Annotated in this window: 16 protein-coding genes; 6 read left to right on the forward strand and 10 right to left on the reverse strand. The window is 67.3% G+C overall.

Annotation, left to right across the window (positions count from 1 at the left end; translation table 11 throughout):
* The 4 genes from ON32_RS14020 to rimP all read right to left on the reverse strand — a co-directional run.
* Nucleotides 1–720: translation initiation factor IF-2 N-terminal domain-containing protein (locus tag ON32_RS14020; protein WP_040791366.1), on the reverse strand; the 720-nt coding region annotated here is incomplete at its 3' end.
* 114 nt (nucleotides 721–834) lie between these two features.
* Nucleotides 835–1,113, reverse strand: a complete 279-nt coding sequence (locus ON32_RS27760; RefSeq protein WP_083874506.1) for a YlxR family protein — start codon at nucleotides 1,111–1,113, stop codon at nucleotides 835–837.
* A 170-nt stretch (nucleotides 1,114–1,283) separates the two neighbouring features.
* Entirely contained in the window at nucleotides 1,284–2,312 is a 1,029-nt protein-coding gene (nusA, locus tag ON32_RS14025; RefSeq protein ID WP_040791367.1) for a transcription termination factor NusA, read from the reverse strand.
* Complete coding sequence (gene rimP / locus ON32_RS14030) at nucleotides 2,309–2,929, reverse strand: ribosome maturation factor RimP (protein WP_040791368.1); 621 nt, start codon at nucleotides 2,927–2,929, stop codon at nucleotides 2,309–2,311. Before rimP ends, nusA begins: the two co-directional genes overlap by 4 nt.
* 333 nt (nucleotides 2,930–3,262) lie before the next feature.
* Between rimP and ON32_RS14035 the strand changes: the two genes are divergently transcribed.
* From ON32_RS14035 to ON32_RS14045, 3 genes are all read left to right on the forward strand, one after another.
* Complete coding sequence (locus ON32_RS14035; RefSeq protein ID WP_245551035.1) at nucleotides 3,263–3,829, forward strand: hypothetical protein; 567 nt, start codon at nucleotides 3,263–3,265, stop codon at nucleotides 3,827–3,829.
* On the forward strand, nucleotides 3,826–4,269 hold the full coding sequence (locus tag ON32_RS14040; RefSeq protein WP_040791369.1) for a ferritin-like domain-containing protein: 444 nt from the start codon (nucleotides 3,826–3,828) through the stop codon (nucleotides 4,267–4,269). Before ON32_RS14035 ends, ON32_RS14040 begins: the two co-directional genes overlap by 4 nt.
* Before the next feature lie 132 nt (nucleotides 4,270–4,401).
* Nucleotides 4,402–6,246, forward strand: a complete 1,845-nt coding sequence (locus tag ON32_RS14045; protein ID WP_083874502.1) for a hypothetical protein — start codon at nucleotides 4,402–4,404, stop codon at nucleotides 6,244–6,246.
* 69 nt (nucleotides 6,247–6,315) lie between these two features.
* Here ON32_RS14045 and ON32_RS14050 read toward each other — a convergent pair whose 3' ends face one another.
* Nucleotides 6,316–8,673: a hypothetical protein gene (locus ON32_RS14050; protein WP_157224188.1), complete on the reverse strand. Its 2,358-nt coding sequence runs from the start codon at nucleotides 8,671–8,673 to the stop codon at nucleotides 6,316–6,318.
* 301 nt (nucleotides 8,674–8,974) lie between these two features.
* Nucleotides 8,975–9,607, reverse strand: a complete 633-nt coding sequence (locus ON32_RS14055; RefSeq protein WP_217998057.1) for a TetR/AcrR family transcriptional regulator — start codon at nucleotides 9,605–9,607, stop codon at nucleotides 8,975–8,977.
* A 132-nt stretch (nucleotides 9,608–9,739) separates the two neighbouring features.
* On the opposite strand from ON32_RS14055, the gene ON32_RS14060 reads away from it, so the two are divergent.
* On the forward strand, nucleotides 9,740–10,591 hold the full coding sequence (locus tag ON32_RS14060) for an SDR family NAD(P)-dependent oxidoreductase (protein WP_040791371.1): 852 nt from the start codon (nucleotides 9,740–9,742) through the stop codon (nucleotides 10,589–10,591).
* A 27-nt stretch (nucleotides 10,592–10,618) separates the two neighbouring features.
* Here the strand turns inward: ON32_RS14060 and ON32_RS14065 are convergent, their stop codons facing one another.
* On the reverse strand, nucleotides 10,619–11,110 hold the full coding sequence (locus ON32_RS14065) for a beta-class carbonic anhydrase (protein ID WP_040791377.1): 492 nt from the start codon (nucleotides 11,108–11,110) through the stop codon (nucleotides 10,619–10,621).
* Between the two features lie 328 nt (nucleotides 11,111–11,438).
* The gene (locus tag ON32_RS14070; protein WP_040791372.1) at nucleotides 11,439–13,187 is read right to left on the reverse strand and encodes a proline--tRNA ligase; all 1,749 of its coding nucleotides are present in this window, start codon (nucleotides 13,185–13,187) and stop codon (nucleotides 11,439–11,441) included.
* Between the two features lie 160 nt (nucleotides 13,188–13,347).
* Between ON32_RS14070 and yaaA the strand changes: the two genes are divergently transcribed.
* Both yaaA and ON32_RS14080 read left to right on the forward strand, forming a co-directional pair.
* Complete coding sequence (yaaA, locus tag ON32_RS14075) at nucleotides 13,348–14,091, forward strand: peroxide stress protein YaaA (RefSeq protein ID WP_040791373.1); 744 nt, start codon at nucleotides 13,348–13,350, stop codon at nucleotides 14,089–14,091.
* Nucleotides 14,092–14,298: 207 nt separating this feature from the next.
* Entirely contained in the window at nucleotides 14,299–14,709 is a 411-nt protein-coding gene (locus ON32_RS14080) for a PPOX class F420-dependent oxidoreductase (RefSeq protein WP_040791378.1), read from the forward strand.
* Nucleotides 14,710–14,735: 26 nt separating this feature from the next.
* Here the strand turns inward: ON32_RS14080 and ON32_RS30840 are convergent, their stop codons facing one another.
* Both ON32_RS30840 and ON32_RS27085 read right to left on the reverse strand, forming a co-directional pair.
* The gene (locus ON32_RS30840; protein WP_083874504.1) at nucleotides 14,736–15,224 is read right to left on the reverse strand and encodes a LuxR C-terminal-related transcriptional regulator; all 489 of its coding nucleotides are present in this window, start codon (nucleotides 15,222–15,224) and stop codon (nucleotides 14,736–14,738) included.
* A gap of 103 nt (nucleotides 15,225–15,327) precedes the next feature.
* A partial coding sequence (locus ON32_RS27085) for a GntR family transcriptional regulator (RefSeq protein ID WP_157224190.1) occupies nucleotides 15,328–17,094 on the reverse strand: 1,767 nt, incomplete at its 5' end.

Genomic DNA, 17,094 nt, shown 5'->3' on the forward strand with positions numbered 1-17,094 from the left:
CCGCGGACCACCCTGGCCCGGGGTCGGCCGCGGACCACCCTGCGCGGGCCCCGGACGGGGACCGCCCTGCGGGCCCGGACGCGGACCGGGAGTCGGCCGCGGACCGGGTGTGGGCCGCGGAGTCGGGCGCTCCCGCTCGGGGGCCGAGGAGTACGGGTTGTTACCCACACGCGGGGTCTTCGGTCCGGGCTTCGGACCGCTCGGACGAGGAGTCCCCTGGGCGCCCGGCACCGGCCGCTGCTGCTGGCCGGGGCGCGGCGCGCCGGGGGTCGGACGCGCGGCACTCGGTGCGGGCTTGGCCGCGGCGTTCGGGGTGGGAGCGGATTCCCGGGCGGGAGCCGGGCCGGGTTTCACCGCCGGACCAGGTTTGGGGCCGGGGGTGGGCGCCTCGGACACGGCGCCGGTGGACGCGGCCGGGGCCGCGGGTTTGGACTGTTCCGGCACGCGTGGGCCGGGTTTGGGACCGGGCGTGGGCCGGGCCTGGGGTTTGACGGCCGGACGGGCCGCCGTGGACGGCCCCGGCTTCGCCGAGGCCTTGTTGCCGTTCGCCGGCGCGGATTTCGCCGCGAACGATTCACGCAATCGACGGGCGACGGGTGCTTCCACCGTCGACGATGCCGATTTCACGAACTCGCCCTGCTCCTTGAGCGTTGCGAGTAGTTCTTTACTCGTGACACCGAGTTCTTTGGCCAACTCGTGCACGCGGGCCTTGCCTGCCACTGCTCTCCTCACTGAGAGGTCGAGCAGTGCCACCCGTCTGCGTCTGCCGACGGGGCCCCGCACGACCTCGGGTTATCTCCGATGGGCGTTCATCGTTGGTACTTCACGGTGTGCTCATGAGTGCTCGTGCCTGTTCTCGAGGTGATGCTCCACGGCTGAGATATCCAGATGTCCGGACACTCGTAGTGCTCTGCCGATCGCTCGGCGTCGTTCTGCTGTGCTCAGACAAACCGAAAAGGGGTGCAGCCAGGCACCCCTCCCGGGAAGTCTGCGCCGCGGGTCGGGCAGTATCGGGGTCACGCTCGTACCGTCACCGGTCTCCCGTGGCCCCGCCACGATCCGCAACAGATCGACGGCCGGCTCGCGCTTTCGGCAACCCACACACGTTCGTATCGGAACCGCGCGATGCCGAGGCTGCGCGGAGGCGTTACGGCCGGGCGGGGTAACCGACGGCTCGGGCCGATCCTGTGTCCACTCTACCGTTGCCCGGTTCCGGTGAGCCAACCCCGCCCCCGATGAGCTTTCCAACCCACGGTCGGGCCCGGTTGTTCCCGGTTCTCGGGTCAACTGCGTTTCGCCTCCGTCCGCATACCACCGCCCACATCGGGCGCGGCATCGCTGCGTATGTCTATCCGCCAACCGGTCAGCCGCGCTGCCAACCGGGCGTTCTGACCTTCCTTGCCGATCGCCAGCGACAGCTGGAAGTCTGGGACAACCACCCGGGCCGCGCGGGCATCGGGGTCGACCACTGTGACCGATACCACCTTCGACGGCGACAGCGCATTACCCACGAAGGTGGCCGGATCGTCGGCGTAGTCGATGATATCGATCTTCTCGCCGGCCAGTTCACTCATCACATTGCGCACCCGCTGCCCCATGGGCCCGATACAGGCGCCCTTGGCGTTGACCCCGGGCACGGTGGAACGCACCGCGATCTTGGACCGGTGACCGGCCTCCCGGGCCACCGCGACGATCTCCACCGAGCCGTCGGCGATCTCCGGCACCTCGAGCGCGAACAGTCGCCGCACGAGGTTCGGGTGGGTGCGCGACAGGGTGATCTGCGGGCCGCGCGCACCACGCGACACCCCGACCACATAGCACTTGATCCGGTCGCCGTGCTCGTAGGTTTCCCCGGGCACCTGCTCGGCGGGCGGGATCAGCCCCTCCGTTCCGTGCAGCTCGCTACCGATCCGCACCACCACGGTGCCGCGGGCATTGGCACGGGCGTCGCGCTGTACGACACCGCCGACGATATCGCCCTCGTGGGTGGAGAACTCACCGAAGGATTTCTCGTTCTCGGCATCGCGCAAGCGTTGCAGCACCACCTGCCGAGCCGTGGTGGCGGCGATCCGGCCGAAACCCTCGGGTGTGTCGTCCCATTCGGAGATCACATTGCCGTCGGCGTCGAGTTCGCGGGCCAGCACCCGGACCACACCGGTCTTCTGGTTGATGTCGATTCGGGCGTTGGGGTGGTGCCCCTCGGTGTGCCGATAGGCGGTGAGCAGCGCGGACTCGATCGCGGAGATCACGGTCTCGATCGAGATCCCCTTGTCCGCGACTATGGCGCGCAGGGCTTCGATTTCGATATTCATTCCATGGTCCCTTCGATCGAATCGGACGCTGCAACAGTGCCTTCTGCGACATCCGCGGCGTCCGCTCCCGCGGGTGGGCGGCCGGGGACTATCCCCCCGGCAAGTTCCAGTTCGCGCGCGCCCGGTGGGGAGAACTCCACCTCTACCACGGCGTTCGCAATATCGGCCAGTGCGACGGTGATCGGGTGCGGTGCGCGTTTACCGCCCACGATCAGCGTCACCGCATCCCCGACCAGTGCGCCCACCCGGGCCCCGAACCGTGACGGGCAGCCGGGTTCCGGGGCCGGCGCCCCGGGCCGCAACGTCACCCGCACCTTGCGGCCACGCGCGCGACGCCAGTGGCGCTCCGCGGTGAGCGGACGATCTACACCGGGTGTGGTGACCTCGAGCAGATAACGTGTCGCTCCGAAATCGTCCGCCTCGTCCAGACGGTTCGACAACCGCGTGCTGAGTTCGGCGATCCGGTCCAGGTCGGCGGTATCGTCGCTGTCCACGATCACCCGAACCCGAGCCTGCCCACCCATGGTTGATATCTCGACGCCCTCGAGGTCGAATCCTCGTTCCTCGACTAGTCCGGCAACAAGCCGGCTCACCCTCTCCTCGGTCGGCATCGGCATATGGGCGGCTCCTGGTTCAGTTGTGACGCGGGCGGAAATTCTGTACCGAAGGTCTAGCGTATCGCGCCGGAAAAGTGTAAAGGACCAGCGGCCGACGGTTTGTTTCCACGCCCGTGGTGTCCGCACGTTCCACCACCACCGTACGACCTGGCCACCGGTCGTGCGCGATCCGACCACCGGCCTGGATACGCATCCACACCATCGGGTCCGGTTCGGGCGAACGTACCGCATACGGCATCGGCGATCCCGGTGACCCGCCGTGCCCGGCCGACCGTCGTCCGCGGACGTGCCGGCGCGATTCGACACCCGGAACAGGTCTGGCACGATGGTCCGGTGCCACACCGACTTCCTGCCCGGCCGAACACCGGGCGCAGCACCGGAATCCCGCCGGCCCGGCACAGCCTCGGCCCCCACGCCCCGAATCGCCGCACCGTACTGCGGGCGGCGGGCGGCACCGTGATAGGCGGGTTCGCGCTCGCCGCGATCGCCGGCTGCACCGACGACACGATTCACGAACCGGATCCCCTTGCCGCACAGGAGCTCAGGGCCCGTGCCGACGCCGCCGCCGCGACCGCGGCCATCGCCCTGGACCCGCAGCGCGCGACGACGTTGAAGACGATCGCCGCCGAACGCACCGCACACGCCGACGCGCTGCGCACCGAAATCGAGCGGGTGATCGGCGTATACGGCGACGGCACCACCCCGGTGCGCCGCACCCCGCCCCCGTCACCCACCACGACCCCCGTCGAACCACCGGATACCACCGCTCTGCGCGACCGACTGAGCACCTCACGGCGTTCCGCCCTCGATCTGGCACTCGACCAGTCCGGCTACCGGGCCGGACTGCTCGCATCGATCAGCGCCGCCTGCGCCGTGCACGTGGAGGTGCTCCTGGCATGAGTGATACCGACACCACACAGGCGTTGCTCGACGCCTTGGACGCCGAGTACGCCGCCGTATATGCCTACGGCCTGGTCATGGCCTATACGGCTCCGGAGAACCGCCTGCTGATCCATCAGTACAGCGCCGCCCATCGGGCCCGTCGGGACGCCACCGTCGACGCGCTCACCGCCATCGGCGTGACCGTTCCACCCGCGGAGCCCGCCTATACCGTGCCCGAGCCGCCGAGCGATCCGAGTTCGGCGTATCGCTTGGCCGTCACGGTCGAAACCGATACGGCCATGGCGTGGCGGGCGGTGGTGGAACAAGCCGATTCGTCCCCCACCCGCCGCGCGGGCGTCGAGGCGCTCACCGAATGCGCCGTCCGACTGGCCACCTGGCAACGGATCCTCGGCGCGGAAGCGGTCACCACCGCGTTCCCCGGTCGCTCTGCGTCCTGAACGCCGTCGTCGACATAACCCGGCCGCCGTGGGACGGGTGGTCGACGCGTCCGGACCCGCCCGCGACTTTGCGCGGGCCATACGGAGCCGTCGACGGAGCGGGCCCGGCGATGTCCTCTAGGGTCGAGTGGCATGGGTATCGCTGCGACCACCGCCGCGGAGCCCGCGCCCCCTCGAAACCCGGAGCGGCCACGGCTGTCGACCACCCTGCGACGCATGCGCCTCGGTGGGCCGGTGGCCGTCGCGGCGGTCGGCCTGATCGTCGCGCAGTTGGTGCTACGCGGATGGGTCGCCGGGAGCGGCTACTTCTACTGGGACGATCTCATCCTCACCGGTCGTGCGGGTCGGTATCCGCTGTTCTCCCCGGAGTTGCTGTTCTACAACCACGACGGGCACTTCATGCCGTTGGCCTTCGTCACGGCCTGGGTGGTGACGAAGGCGGCGCCGCTGGTGTGGGCCGGCCCGGTGTGCACCCTGCTGGTATTGCAGCTGATGGCCTCGGCCGCCGTGCTCCGCCTGTTGTTGGTCCTGGTCGGCAGGCGGTGGGCGATTCTGCTCCCCCTGGTGTTCTACCTGTTCTGCCCGTTGACTCTGCCCGCCTTCGCCTGGTGGGCGGCGGGACTGAACGCGTTGCCGTTGCAGATCGCGTTCGCCTGGGTGATCGCCGACGCGGTGCTGCTGATCCGCACCGGACGGCGGCGGTACGCCTGGTCCGGGATCGCGGTCACCGCGGTGGCGCTGCTGTTCTTCGAGAAGGTGGCGATCGTGCCGTTCGTGGCGTTCGCCGTCGCGGTCCTGGTGGGGTATGTCGACGGAACGGGTCCGCGGGTGCGAGAGGTTGCCCGGCGCGGTGCGGCACTGTGGGTGGGGAGCGCCACGGTGCTGGCTTGCTGGCTGATCGGCTACCTGCTGGTGGTGGGGCCCTCACCGGTGCGGGGTGGTTCCGCGGACCTGGCGGGGTTGCGGCCCGGTACGACCTCGGCCGGGGTGCTGACGACTCTGGTCGGCGGGCCGTGGGGTTGGGAACGGTGGTTGCCGGCGGCACCGTGGGCGGTCCCGCCCGGGTGGACCGTGGTGGGGGCGTCGCTGCTGGTGACGGCGTTCGTGGTGTGGACCTTGCGCACCCGCGCCCGGGTGTGGCCGGTCTGGGCGGCGGTCGTGGTCTATGTGGTGGCGGTGTATCTGCCGGTGGCGTTGGCACGCGGCGGCCCGAACACCGCCGAAGAACTCGTCCTGTCCCTGCGGTATCTGGCCGATCCGGGACTGGCACTGACCGTGGCCGGTGCGCTGCTGCTGCGGTCGCGGCCTCGACAGGGTCGCCGGCCGACCCGGTCACCGGGGCCGAGCGCGACGGCACTGCTGGTCGTACTGTTCCTGGTGAGCAGCCTGTGGTCGACCTACACCTTTACACGCAGTTGGGCGACCGGGCCGACCAGGGCCTATATCACCACGCTGCGAGCGGAGTTCGCGCACTGGGACGGGGTGCCACTGCTGGAACAGGAAACCCCGTGGGGCGTACTGAACCCGATGACATATCCACAGAACCTGAGCAGCCAGGTGCTGTCGCCGATCGCATCCGAGGCGTTCGCCGACTCCACCCCGCGGCTGCGGATGATCACCGACTCCGGAAGGATCGTCGATGCCGAGGTCTGGTGGAACCGCGGTATCATCGCCGGCCCGGAACCGTCCTGTGGCCACCGCGTGCGTGGGGAGGAAACCATCCGGCTTCCACTCGATGGGCCCATGGTCTCCCACAAATGGACCGCGCAGCTCAACTACTTCGCCGCCCGCGACGGTCGGATCGACATCGGATTCGACGGCCACCCGCCGGTCTCGGTGCCGGTTCGCACGGGGATGCACACCGTCTACGTCCGCCTGCTGGGCAGTGGTTCCGCGTTGCGGATACGGTCGCGGACTCCCGGGCAGGAACTGTGTATCGGCAGGGGGCCGGTGGGGGTGGCCTCGTATGCCGACTGAACGGCGGTCCGCAGCCGAGGGGCGCCCGGTACGTGCGGCTCGGATGAAACGGTGGTGCGGAACCGATGCTCAGCTGGTGGGAGCCAGGGGCGACACGGGCGCAGGCGTCGCGTCCGCACCCCATTGGTCGGTATCGACGGCCGCATTGAGTGCGATGTGGAACAGCCGGCGTTTCTCGAGGTTCGTCGGGTCGGTGGCATAGGCTGTGGCGGCCTCGGAAACCCGACGCGCCTGCTCGTCTCCGATCCAGCGCAGCACCTGACTCGCCTCCTCCGCGGAATACTTTGCCGTCTCCTCCCCCGCCGCGACCTTCTGAATGAGGCCCAATTTTTCCTTGCTCGGCGCGGCCAGATAGTCCTCGCCGGCGGTACGCGCCGCGCCGCGCAGTTCGATCCCCTCTCGGCCCAGGCTGTAGGCGATCGCCGCCCGCTCCAGTTCCGCGATCGCCGCCGGGGTGTTCATCGCGGACGAATAGGTCGACGCCGCGACGACTTCGGCCAAGGACTTGTCGGCCAGTGGGATATTGGCCGAGTGTTTCACCACATATCCCCGCGCTTCCACCGCCCGCTGAATCATGTCCTCGTCCTTGAATCCCGCACCCCGTAGCGAAGAGGCCACCTGGCCGAGGAAGGCCCCGCCGCCGACGAGGACGCCCTCGACCGCGGCGGCCGCGCCCCGGGGCGTGTCGACACCCCCGCGGCCGACCGCTTCGGAGACCGCGACCGCGTCCCGGGCCGCATGCGACAGATGCAACCGGTCCAGGAAGGCGTGGGTGAACAAACCGTCCGGCCCACCGATCTTTTCACCGTTCCAGCGGGCATTCCACGCGCCCCATTGATCGATCAGCGCGCGCTGACGTTGCAGCGAATAGGGCTCCAGTGGCTGGGTCCGCCCGAACAGCCACGCCGAAGCCGGATTGTTGTTCAATGTTCCGAGCGCGGCAGCCGTGGCGATCAACCCGAGTCCGCTGCCGACCGCGCTCGCGGCACCACCGCCCCCGGCGCCGAGCGCGGTCGCCGAACCACCCCCGCCCCCCGACGCCCCTTGTAAGGCGAGGGAGAAGCGGTTCACGATCCATTCGTTGCCCTGCCGCAAAGCGGCCGACAACCGCCCGAACTGCAGTATGCCGACGATTTCCACCACGGCCCCCAGAACCAGCACCACCATGACCTGCCCGCCTGCCTGCTCGAACAGATTGCCCAGAAAAAGCACATACAGGCCCAGGTAGATGACGTAGACGGCCATGACCACCGCTCCGTAGACACTGTCGACGACATTGCGCACCAGGAATGTCTGTGTCGGACCGTAGACGAAACCGCCCGCCGCGAAACCGAAGATCGCCGCGAAACCGTGGAATATGGAGTCGAGCGCGGACCAGAGAATCTTGATCGAGAGGCGCACGCCGAATGCCAGCAGGACAGCGGCGCAGATCAGCAGAACCAGCCCCGAACCGACCTGGCCCATACTCGGTTCCCGACTCACCTGGTATGCCGCCATGTCACCGCATCCCCACAGGCCGGCCCGGATGGCGGATTCCGAACCCGCTTGTATTGCCGCCGACCATCCGGCCGCGCACCCCGGTCGCTCGTCGACCACGTGTCCGTAATTCCACACCTGCAGCGGCCGACGAGCGAAATTGTCGGCCAAGGTGTTCTGCATGGTGGCCACCATGCCGGAAGGGTCGGCCCGGTTGTTTCCGTTCAACCCGGCCGCAATGGATATACCGAGATCACGCCCCTGGGCCAGCAGGCCGTGTGAGGACAGCACATCCTCCAACGGTTCGGCGAGGAACGTCGGTCCGATCACCGCCACCGCGAGCATCGTCACCGCCTGGATCGCGGCCTTGGCATGGAACCCGCGCAGGACGAACCAGGCGACGATGAAGGCGCCGATCGTTGCGGCCACGAGAAGCACCATGGGGATGCCGAGTTGTCCGGTGAGGCTGTTCGCAACCCCCGTGAGCGCATCGGCGAACAGGTCGAGCCAGTGGAAGCTCATCGTGTAGCCGATAACCCAGATCGCGCTGGTCACGATGACCATGTAGCCCGCGAATTCCAGACCGAGCACCACCGCCATGGCGGTCTCGACGGGTTCGAACAGCCCTCCCTGCGATGTGACGAACCGATAGTGGGTGATCTCGACACCCCACGAATCCCGAATGTTCATCCAGTTCAGCGCCGGATAGCCCGCCTTTGCCACCGATTCCCCCGCTCCACTGGCGGCGAGTGCACTCGCTCCGAGCACACCGGGAACGATGAACAGCACGAATCCGAGCACCACCAGCCGATGGACCCACCGCCGCCGGCGCTTCGCCCGCGACGGTTCGTCCGTACGGAGGAGACGAATCCGGTGGGTGGGAACTCGGGGTGACATGGCTCTCCAGGGACGTCGACGCAGGAACTGTTCGACGACTCCGGCAGACAGCACAGAGGTACGTTATTCACCCTTTCGTAAGCGAAAGATATATCTGTGCAACGTGATCGAAACCCCCTTGCGATACCGACCGATACCGATCGCACGCGGTATCGCCACCGTCGCACCGAGCGAAACCACCACCGGAGAAATTTGTCCGCGCGGGCCGAGGGCGACCATCTCAGGTCGGCGTACTCGGAGCGCGGGCACAGCACTCGGGAACCCGCGCGCCCCGATCATCCCGAACCGGGGAGCGGCCGGAATCACAGCGGCACACAACGCCCCGCCTCGCGGGTCCGGACCCGATATCGACGACTCAGCGGCCGAAAGCGGCGAGGAATGTAGTGACCGCGGCGTCGCTCACGGCGTTCACCTCGGCATCGGGTATCGGCTCGTCGCCGAATCGGTAGCGCGCCTGCACCGGCGCGATGAGCAGCGCGGCCAGCTGCGCCGCGGCCATATCCGGATCCTCGATACGTAATGCGCCGGCCAAGGCGAGCCGGGCGAGCCGATCGGCCAGCGCCCGCCCCACCCGGTCGGCCACACCGCCGACGAGTTCGGGCAGGTCGGGAAACTGCCCGGCCTCCGCGCACACCAGGCGTCGGAGGGCGCGGGATTCCGGGGTGCAGTAGCACCGGATCAGTTCTGCGCCGACGGATCGCAGGGTCGCCTCCAGGTCGGGGCCCGGCTCGTTCAGTCGATCCACGACCGCCAGATTGGCCGCCAGCGCGGCCTCGGACAGCGCTCCCACAGCCTGCCGGAACACCTGTTCCTTATCACCGAAGTGGTTGTAGACGGTGGCCTTGGCAACACCCGCTTCGGCGGCGATCCGGTCCACGCGGGCCTGCGTGTAGCCGGTGCGTGTGAACACGGAAAACGCCGCGGCCAACACCGCCTGCTGCTTATCGATGCGGCCACGGGGGCGGGATGAGATTCCGGGGGAGGCCATGGCTTCCATCATAAGCCGAGGTGAGCAGCTTTTCAGACTCATGAGACCAGTCTTTTGAACCTATTTGTTTAGGCTCGTGGGACCAAAACGGTCGGGCGGACATCTCGCGCCGCTCGAAGAACGGAGGTCTCGATGAAAACCGTGGTGATCACCGGCGGAACCGACGGCATCGGCAGAGCGCTCGCCCTGACCTATCTCGAACGCGGCGACCACGTCGTCGCCATCGGCACGAGCCCCACCAAGGGCCGTGCACTCCATGAGGCCGCGAGCGCCATGAAGGCGCTCGACCGGTTCGAATTCCTCCGTGCGGACCTGAGCCTGGTGGTCGAGAACCGTCGCGTGCTCGACCGGATCACCGTCACCTACCCGACCGTCGACATCCTGGTGCTCGGCGCCCGTTACTACCGGTCGCATCGCGCCGTGACCGCGGAAGGGTTCGAGGCCAATTTCGCGCTCTTCTATTTGAGCCGCTATCTACTCGGACACGGACTGGCCGCCCACCTGGAGCGGGCGGCTGCGCCGGTACTGGTCGACCTGTCCGGACCCGGTGGCGATCTGTCCCGCATCCGGTGGGACGACCTGCAATTCACTCGTTCCTACGACCCCGACGCGGTCATGCACCAGTGCGGCAAACTCAGCGACCTGCTCGCGGTCGCATTCACCAACCGCTACCCACACAGCCGCATCCGCTACCTGCTCCTGCATCCCGGTCTCACCGCCACCGGTTTCACCGGCGACTATTCCCCGACCGATGCCGCCGTGGTGGCCGATATGCGAAACCGCGCCCAATCCGTCGAAGCCGCTCTCGCGCGCATACTCCCCCACCTGGACAATCCCCCTTCGACACCACTATCCGCCTTCATGCAGGACGCCCCCGTCGATACCGACGGCCGGGCGTTCGACCCCACCGAGGCCGAACGCCTGGCCCGCCACACGGAAGAACTACTGGCGTGCGCGGGCCTCACCCCGCCCGCGCAACGCTAGGCCGGTCGGTATTCCTACCGACCCGGTTCAGGACACGACCTCGTTGAGTTTGCCGGTGGCGACATCGAAGACGAAGCCACGCAGCGATGTCGTCTTGGTGATGAACGGGCTGTTCTCGATGCGTCGGATCGATTGGCGCACATCCTCGTCGAGGTCCGAGAACGACTCCGCCGACCACGCGGGCTTGATACCCACCTCGTCCTGGATGGCGCGCTTGAAGTCGTCGTCGGTGAAAGTCAGCATGCCGCAATCGGTGTGATGGATGAGGATGATCTCCGTGGTGCCCAGCAACCGCTGGCTGATGGCCAGTGAGCGCACCTCGTCGTCGGTGATCACCCCGCCCGCGTTCCGAATGACATGCGCCTCACCCTCTTTCAGGCCGAGGATGCGATAGACATCCAATCGGGCATCCATGCATGCCACCACGGCGACATGCTTGCTCGGCGGCAGCGGCAGCGGCCCCTCGAATTGCGCGGCGTATTCGGCGTTGTTGGCCAGGTACTCGTCGGTCACGGACATATTCGCTCCTTTGCCGAGTGGCGTGAAGACATTCACATGTGTGCATCGACAGTGCCGGGAGGCGGTGCCCGAGGCGAGATATTCGTTCACGGTGAGGGTAATACTCCCTGACACCTCGCCCCGACCCCCTCGCGCTCGATGCACACCGCCTCGTCCGCTCCGGGCACCTCGAACCAGGCATCCGGATACGGGTGTGGTCGGTGAAGCGATGATCGATATCGGATTCACCGAAGACACCTCCCCGCTCGGCCCCGGAGCGAGGACGAGTCCGGCCGCCGAGACACGGGATCACGCCGAGCGCCGCGCTCGGTGGCCGCCCGTTCGCGGATCAGCCCCGCACGCGGGACAAGACCTCCTCCACCGCGGAATCGGCCGGGATATCGATGGCCTCACCGCTGAACCGATCACGCAACTCGACCTTGCCCTCGGCCCAGCCGCGACCGATCACCAACACATACGGCATACCGAGCAGTTCGGCGTCCTTGAACTTCACCCCGGGCGAGGCGGTGCGATCGTCGAAGAGGACATCGAGACCGCGGGCGTCCAATGCGGCGACGACCTCTTCGGCGCCCGCGCGGGCGGCCTCGTCCTTGTTGGCGATCACCACGTGCACGTCGTAAGGGGCGACCTCCGCCGGCCAGCGCAGGCCTTTGTCGTCGTGCTGCTGTTCGGCGATAACGGCGACCATCCGGGAGACACCGATACCGTAGGAGCCCATGATGAGGCGGACCGGTTTGCCGTTCTCACCCAGCACATCGACCTCGAACGCATCGGTGTACTTGTAGCCGAGCTGGAAGATATGGCCGATCTCGATACCACGGGCGGAGACCAGGGCACCGCGCCCGTCGGGCGAGGGATCGCCGTCACGGACCTCGGCGGCCTCGATGGTGCCGTCGGGGGTGAAATCGCGGCCCGCCACCAGGCCAACCACATGTTTGCCGGGTTCGTCGGCGCCGGTGATCCACGAGGTGCCGGACACCACACGCGGATCGACCAGGTAGCGGACGCCGTTGGCCTGCAACGCCTTCGGGCCGATGTATCCCTTCACCAGGAACGGGTTGGCGGCGAAATCGGCATCGGTGAGCAACTCCACCTCCGCCGGTTCGACGGAGGCACCGAGACGTTTCTCGTCCACCTCGCGGTCACCGGGGACACCGATACCGACGATCTCGGTCTTACCGTCGGGTTGCCGCAACTTCACCATGACGTTCTTCAAGGTGTCGGCGGCGGTGACCGGACGGTCGTAGACCCCGGCCTGGTTGGCCCACTCGACGAGCGAGGCAATGGTGGGAGTGCCCGGGGTGTCGTACACGACGGGCTCGGGCAGACCCTCGATCGGCAGGGGATCGGGAGCCGGGGTGACCACGGCCTCGACATTCGCCGCGTACCCCGACTCGGGGCACATCACATAGGTGTCCTCGCCAACCGGACTGGTGGCCAGGAACTCCTCGGAGGCGCTACCGCCCATGGCGCCGGAGGTGGCGGCGACGATCACATACTCGACCCCGAGCCGTTCGAAGATGCGTTGGTAGGCCTGACGGTGTGCCTCGTAACTGGCCTTCAGCCCGGCCTCGTCGAGATCGAAGGAGTACGAGTCCTTCATGACGAACTCGCGGCCGCGCAGGATACCGGCGCGCGGACGTTCCTCGTCCCGATATTTGGTCTGGATCTGGTACAGGATGACCGGCAGATCCTTGTAGGAGTTGTACTCGCCCTTGACGGTGAGCGCGAACAGCTCCTCATGAGTGGGGCCGAGCAGATAGTCGGCGCCCTTGCGGTCCTGTAGCCGGAACAGACCGTCTCCGTATTCGGTCCACCGGTTGGTGGTCTCGTACGGGTCGCGCGGCAGCAACGCCGGTAGCGAGATCTCCTGCGCTCCGATGGCGTTCATCTCCTGACGCACCACCTCCTCCACCTTGTGCAGCACTCGCAGGCCCAGCGGCAGCCACGAGTACACACCCGGCGCGATCCGACGCACATAGCCGGCGCGCACCAGCAGCTTGTGGCTGGGCACCTCGGCGTCGGCAGGGTCGTCGCGCAACGTACGGAGGAACAGTCGGGACAGGCGGGTGATCACGGTTGCCCAGCGTAGCCCCTGCCCCGACACCGCTCGCAAAGCATTCCCCGCTGCGTGCCACGCGGTCGACGCCGGCGGCCCCGACCGCGCGAACAGGTAGGACGCATCCGCCGCGGGGCGAGGTCACGACCGCCGCGGGTCCCCGCTACCGTGTCTGCTCGTGCTGGTGCTGCTTCCTCCCTCCGAAACGAAATCCGACGGTGGCACCGGAGCGCCCCTGGACCTGTCCGCGCTCGCATTTCCCAAGCTCGAGGCCGTGCGCGAACAATTGGTCGAGACGCTCGTGGAGCTGGCCGCGGACCCGGCGGCCTCCCGGAAGGCGCTCGGTCTGGGCGCACACGCCGACGCCGAGATCGCGCGCAATGCCACGCTGCGCACCTCCCCCACCCGACCGGCGCTGGAACGCTACACCGGCGTCCTCTACGACGCCCTGGACGCGGGCACATTCACCCGGACACAACGGGCGAAGGCCTACGCTCGGCTGGCGATCGGCTCGGCGCTGTTCGGCGCGGTCCGGGCCGGCGACTCCATTCCGGCCTACCGACTGTCCGGCGGATCCAAACTCCCGGGCCTGCCCACCCTCGCCGCGATGTGGCGCGACCACCTCGGCCCGGCCCTGCGGGAGGCGGCGGCCGAGGAACTGGTGATCGACCTACGCTCGGGGACCTATCAACAGCTCGGCCGGGTCCCGGGCGCCGTCACCGCGTCCGTCCTCACCGAGCATCCGGACGGTTCCCGCACGGTGGTGAGCCATTTCAACAAACATCACAAGGGCCTGCTCGCTCGCGCTCTGGTGCTCACCCGTGCCGAACCCACCGATATCCGCGGGGTCGCCCGGGTCGCGACCAAGGCCGGGTTGCGCATCGAGATCGCTTCACCGACCGAACTGCTCGTCATTACGTAGCACTCGCGCCACAGCCCTGTTCGGTTCATGCCCCCCTCGACCGCCGTGCTGCGGGCAGAGCCCGCACCGCCGTCCCGGCACGCCCCAAGCGTGCATCGCCTTGCACGAATCCGCCCCGCCCCCGTCTATCGCCGACGAGCCGGGAACGGCGACGACCGTTACGCCACCTGTGGAATGTTCCGGGAGGTGGTGCGGTTGTGTCCGACCATGACCGGTATCACGTTGTCCGACACGGTGAAGAAGTATCTCGACGAGACCAAGGTGTTCGCCACCGTGGCGACCATAGGCCGAGACGGGCACCCTCATCTCACCATCGTCTGGATCGAACGCGATGGTGACGAACTGCTGTACTCCACCACCGTCGACCGAGCCCAGGCCAGGAACATCACCCGTGATCCACGAGTCACGGTGATGATCAACCCGCCGGACAACCCCTACATCTATGCCGAGATCCGCGGCACCGCCACTCTCATCCCGGACCCGGAGCGGGCGCTACCCGACCGGCTGTCGACGAAGTACACGGGCAAGCCGTACGCCGAGTTCAACCCGGCGTCGAAGAACGACGGTGAACGCGTTATCGTCCGGGTGACGCCGACGAAGATCACCGGGCGTATGTAACCCGCAGGACTTCCGGTCGGCCCAGATCAGAAGACACGCGCTGCCCACCGGTTCCCGGAAGAACCCGGCGGATTCCCGACAGGAGCCGAGAACAGCCGGCCCGGCGGCCGGGCTATCCTGCCGCCGGGCCGGCCTACTCCGTCTCCTCCGCCGAGGAGAGATGTGGGGGTGCCGTCCAGATCGATTTCCCCACTATGTAAGGCCTCGACCACGGCACCGGTACGACCGCTCACTCCGAGCTTCCGGTGCAGAAGCGGTAGTGCCGCTTTCACCGTTTCCGCCGATAGAGGTATATGTGACGCGATCCGGCTGTTCGTCAGGCCCGCGGCGACCAAAGGAAGTATTCCCCGCTCCCGAGGTGACAGTCGAAGCGGCTGTTCCGGCAGCGGGATGGCGTTCGGATCGAGACGCCTCATGCGCAGAGCCTGGACAACGGACTCGGTTCGACCTCTTGTGCCCAGCGCGCGAACGATTCGGGATGGCGCCCACGCGCTGGGCACCGCCACCGGTGACATTCAGCACCGCGCAACGGCCGGAGTCCTCGCGCAACTCTCGTCGACGGATCGCATCCTCCCATGGGCGATCGGGGAGCCCGTCGATGGTGGACGCAGCTCCACCTCATGGCGACGGCCGACGCCTCGCTGCCGCCCGCTCTTCTTCGCTCACCACAACGGCTCCACCTCTGCCGGGAATCGTCAGGTAGCCCTCGTCGACCAATGCGCGGTATACCCGTCCGATATTGCTGTGCGCTGTGCCGATAAATGGGCCGAGGTCCGTGGCCAATGGGAGTAGTTGGCCCCCCTCGAATTCACCGTCGAGAATCGCTCGACGCAGGGCGGTGGTAAGAGTATGACGCCAACCCTTTTGCACTGCTTGGTCTCTGAGCGCATCCGGTGACGGAGTCCCGGTGAGTTTGGTGAGGAAGTCCTCGGGGGTGAGCCGGTTCGAGATCGGTGGGCTCCAGTCCTGCGGCCACTGCTCGTCATTCGTCACGAGATGAGCTCGCCCCTTCACGGTTGTCAGATAACCGACGCGATCCAGTAAGCGGTATCCCCGCCGGACGACGGACTCCGATATACCGAGATATTCGGCGAGATCCGCAATCGTTGGGAGCTGCTGTCCTTCCTCGAATGCACCGGCGAGAAGCGCCCGATGCAGCGCACCGACAACAACCGTGTACGGGTCCGCCCGCGACTCCGGATCGATCAGAGACCCCGGCGAGACACTCCCGGTGACTGCGAGCACGAACTCTTCGGGGGCGAGCTTCTCGGGAACGAACGCATCCGGCGCCGGTGGACTCCAGTTCTCCGGCCACTGCACATCACTCGCCACGGTGTGGTCGTTACCGACGGCATCCAAATAGCCGGCCTCGGCCAGATCGAAGTACACCCCTCCGAAGACAGGCTCCGGTACCCGTAGATATTCGGCGAGTTCCGCCGCCGTCGGAAGTTGCTGTCCTTCCTCGAACGCACCGGTGAGAAGCGCCCGATGCAGCGCACCGACAACAACCGTGTACGGGTCCGCCCGCGACTCCGGGTCGATGAGAGAATCCGGCGACGCACTCCCGGTGAGCGCGACCACGAACTCTTCGGGAGCGAGCGCCCCCGGGGTCGGCGGAGTCCAGACCAACGGCCACTGCCCGTCATCGGCCACGACGACGGCTTCCTGGGTGTAGACGTTCACATAGCCGGCATTCTCCAGGGTGTGGTAAACCCGTTCGACAGTGGCCTTCGGTATGCCGAGGTGGTCGGCGAGTGCACCAGCCGGAGGAAGTTGCCGGCCTCTCTCGAACATATCGGTGAGAAGCGCCCGATGTAGGGCGGTGGTGAGGATCGAGTGCCACTCGTGCCGGCCTGCTCGAGGTAGGAGGGACCTCGGCGCCGGATCTCCGGTGAGCTCGATCATGAACTCTTCGGGAGTGAGCGCACCCGGGGGCGGCGGAGTCCAGACCAACGGCCATTGATCCTCGTTCGCCACAACGGTACCCCAACCATCGACGGTGACCAGATAACCCGCCTCGGACAACGCCCGATACGCCACTACGACAGGGCCTTTCGACACTCCGAGATATTCGCCGAGTTCCGAAGACAGCGGGAGCCGGTCGCCCACTCCGAATAAACCGTCGAACAGCGCCCGATGAAGCGTGGTGGTAAGAGCGGTGCGCCAATCGGTCCGCGTCGCGTACCGTACGAGAGGCTCCGGAGTGGATGCTCCGGTGATCTTCCGAACGAACTCTTCGGGGGTGGGCCTGAGCCCCACCGGTGGACGCCAACCCTCCGGCCACTGATCCACCCCCGCCACAGCGGTACCCCAACCAGAGACGGTGACCAGATAACCCGCCTCGGACAACGCCCGATATGCCAATACGACAGTGTCTTTCGACAC

It is taken from the genome of Nocardia paucivorans NBRC 100373, assembly GCF_000308675.1.
GTDB classification, from domain to species: Bacteria; Actinomycetota; Actinomycetes; order Mycobacteriales; family Mycobacteriaceae; genus Nocardia; species Nocardia paucivorans.

Bases quoted from the DNA above. Each gene is read 5' to 3' on its own strand.
- nusA (WP_040791367.1), bottom strand. From the start codon at position 2,312: ATGAATATCGAAATCGAAGCCCTGCGCGCCATAGTCGCGGACAAGGGG.
- rimP (WP_040791368.1), bottom strand. From the start codon at position 2,929: ATGCCGATGCCGACCGAGGAGAGGGTGAGCCGGCTTGTTGCCGGACTA.
- ON32_RS14040 (WP_040791369.1), top strand. From the start codon at position 3,826: ATGAGTGATACCGACACCACACAGGCGTTGCTCGACGCCTTGGACGCC.
- ON32_RS14045 (WP_083874502.1), top strand. From the start codon at position 4,402: ATGGGTATCGCTGCGACCACCGCCGCGGAGCCCGCGCCCCCTCGAAAC.
- ON32_RS14055 (WP_217998057.1), bottom strand. From the start codon at position 9,607: ATGGCCTCCCCCGGAATCTCATCCCGCCCCCGTGGCCGCATCGATAAG.
- ON32_RS14060 (WP_040791371.1), top strand. From the start codon at position 9,740: ATGAAAACCGTGGTGATCACCGGCGGAACCGACGGCATCGGCAGAGCG.
- ON32_RS14065 (WP_040791377.1), bottom strand. From the start codon at position 11,110: ATGTCCGTGACCGACGAGTACCTGGCCAACAACGCCGAATACGCCGCG.
- ON32_RS14080 (WP_040791378.1), top strand. From the start codon at position 14,299: ATGACCGGTATCACGTTGTCCGACACGGTGAAGAAGTATCTCGACGAG.
- ON32_RS30840 (WP_083874504.1), bottom strand. From the start codon at position 15,224: ATGTCACCGGTGGCGGTGCCCAGCGCGTGGGCGCCATCCCGAATCGTT.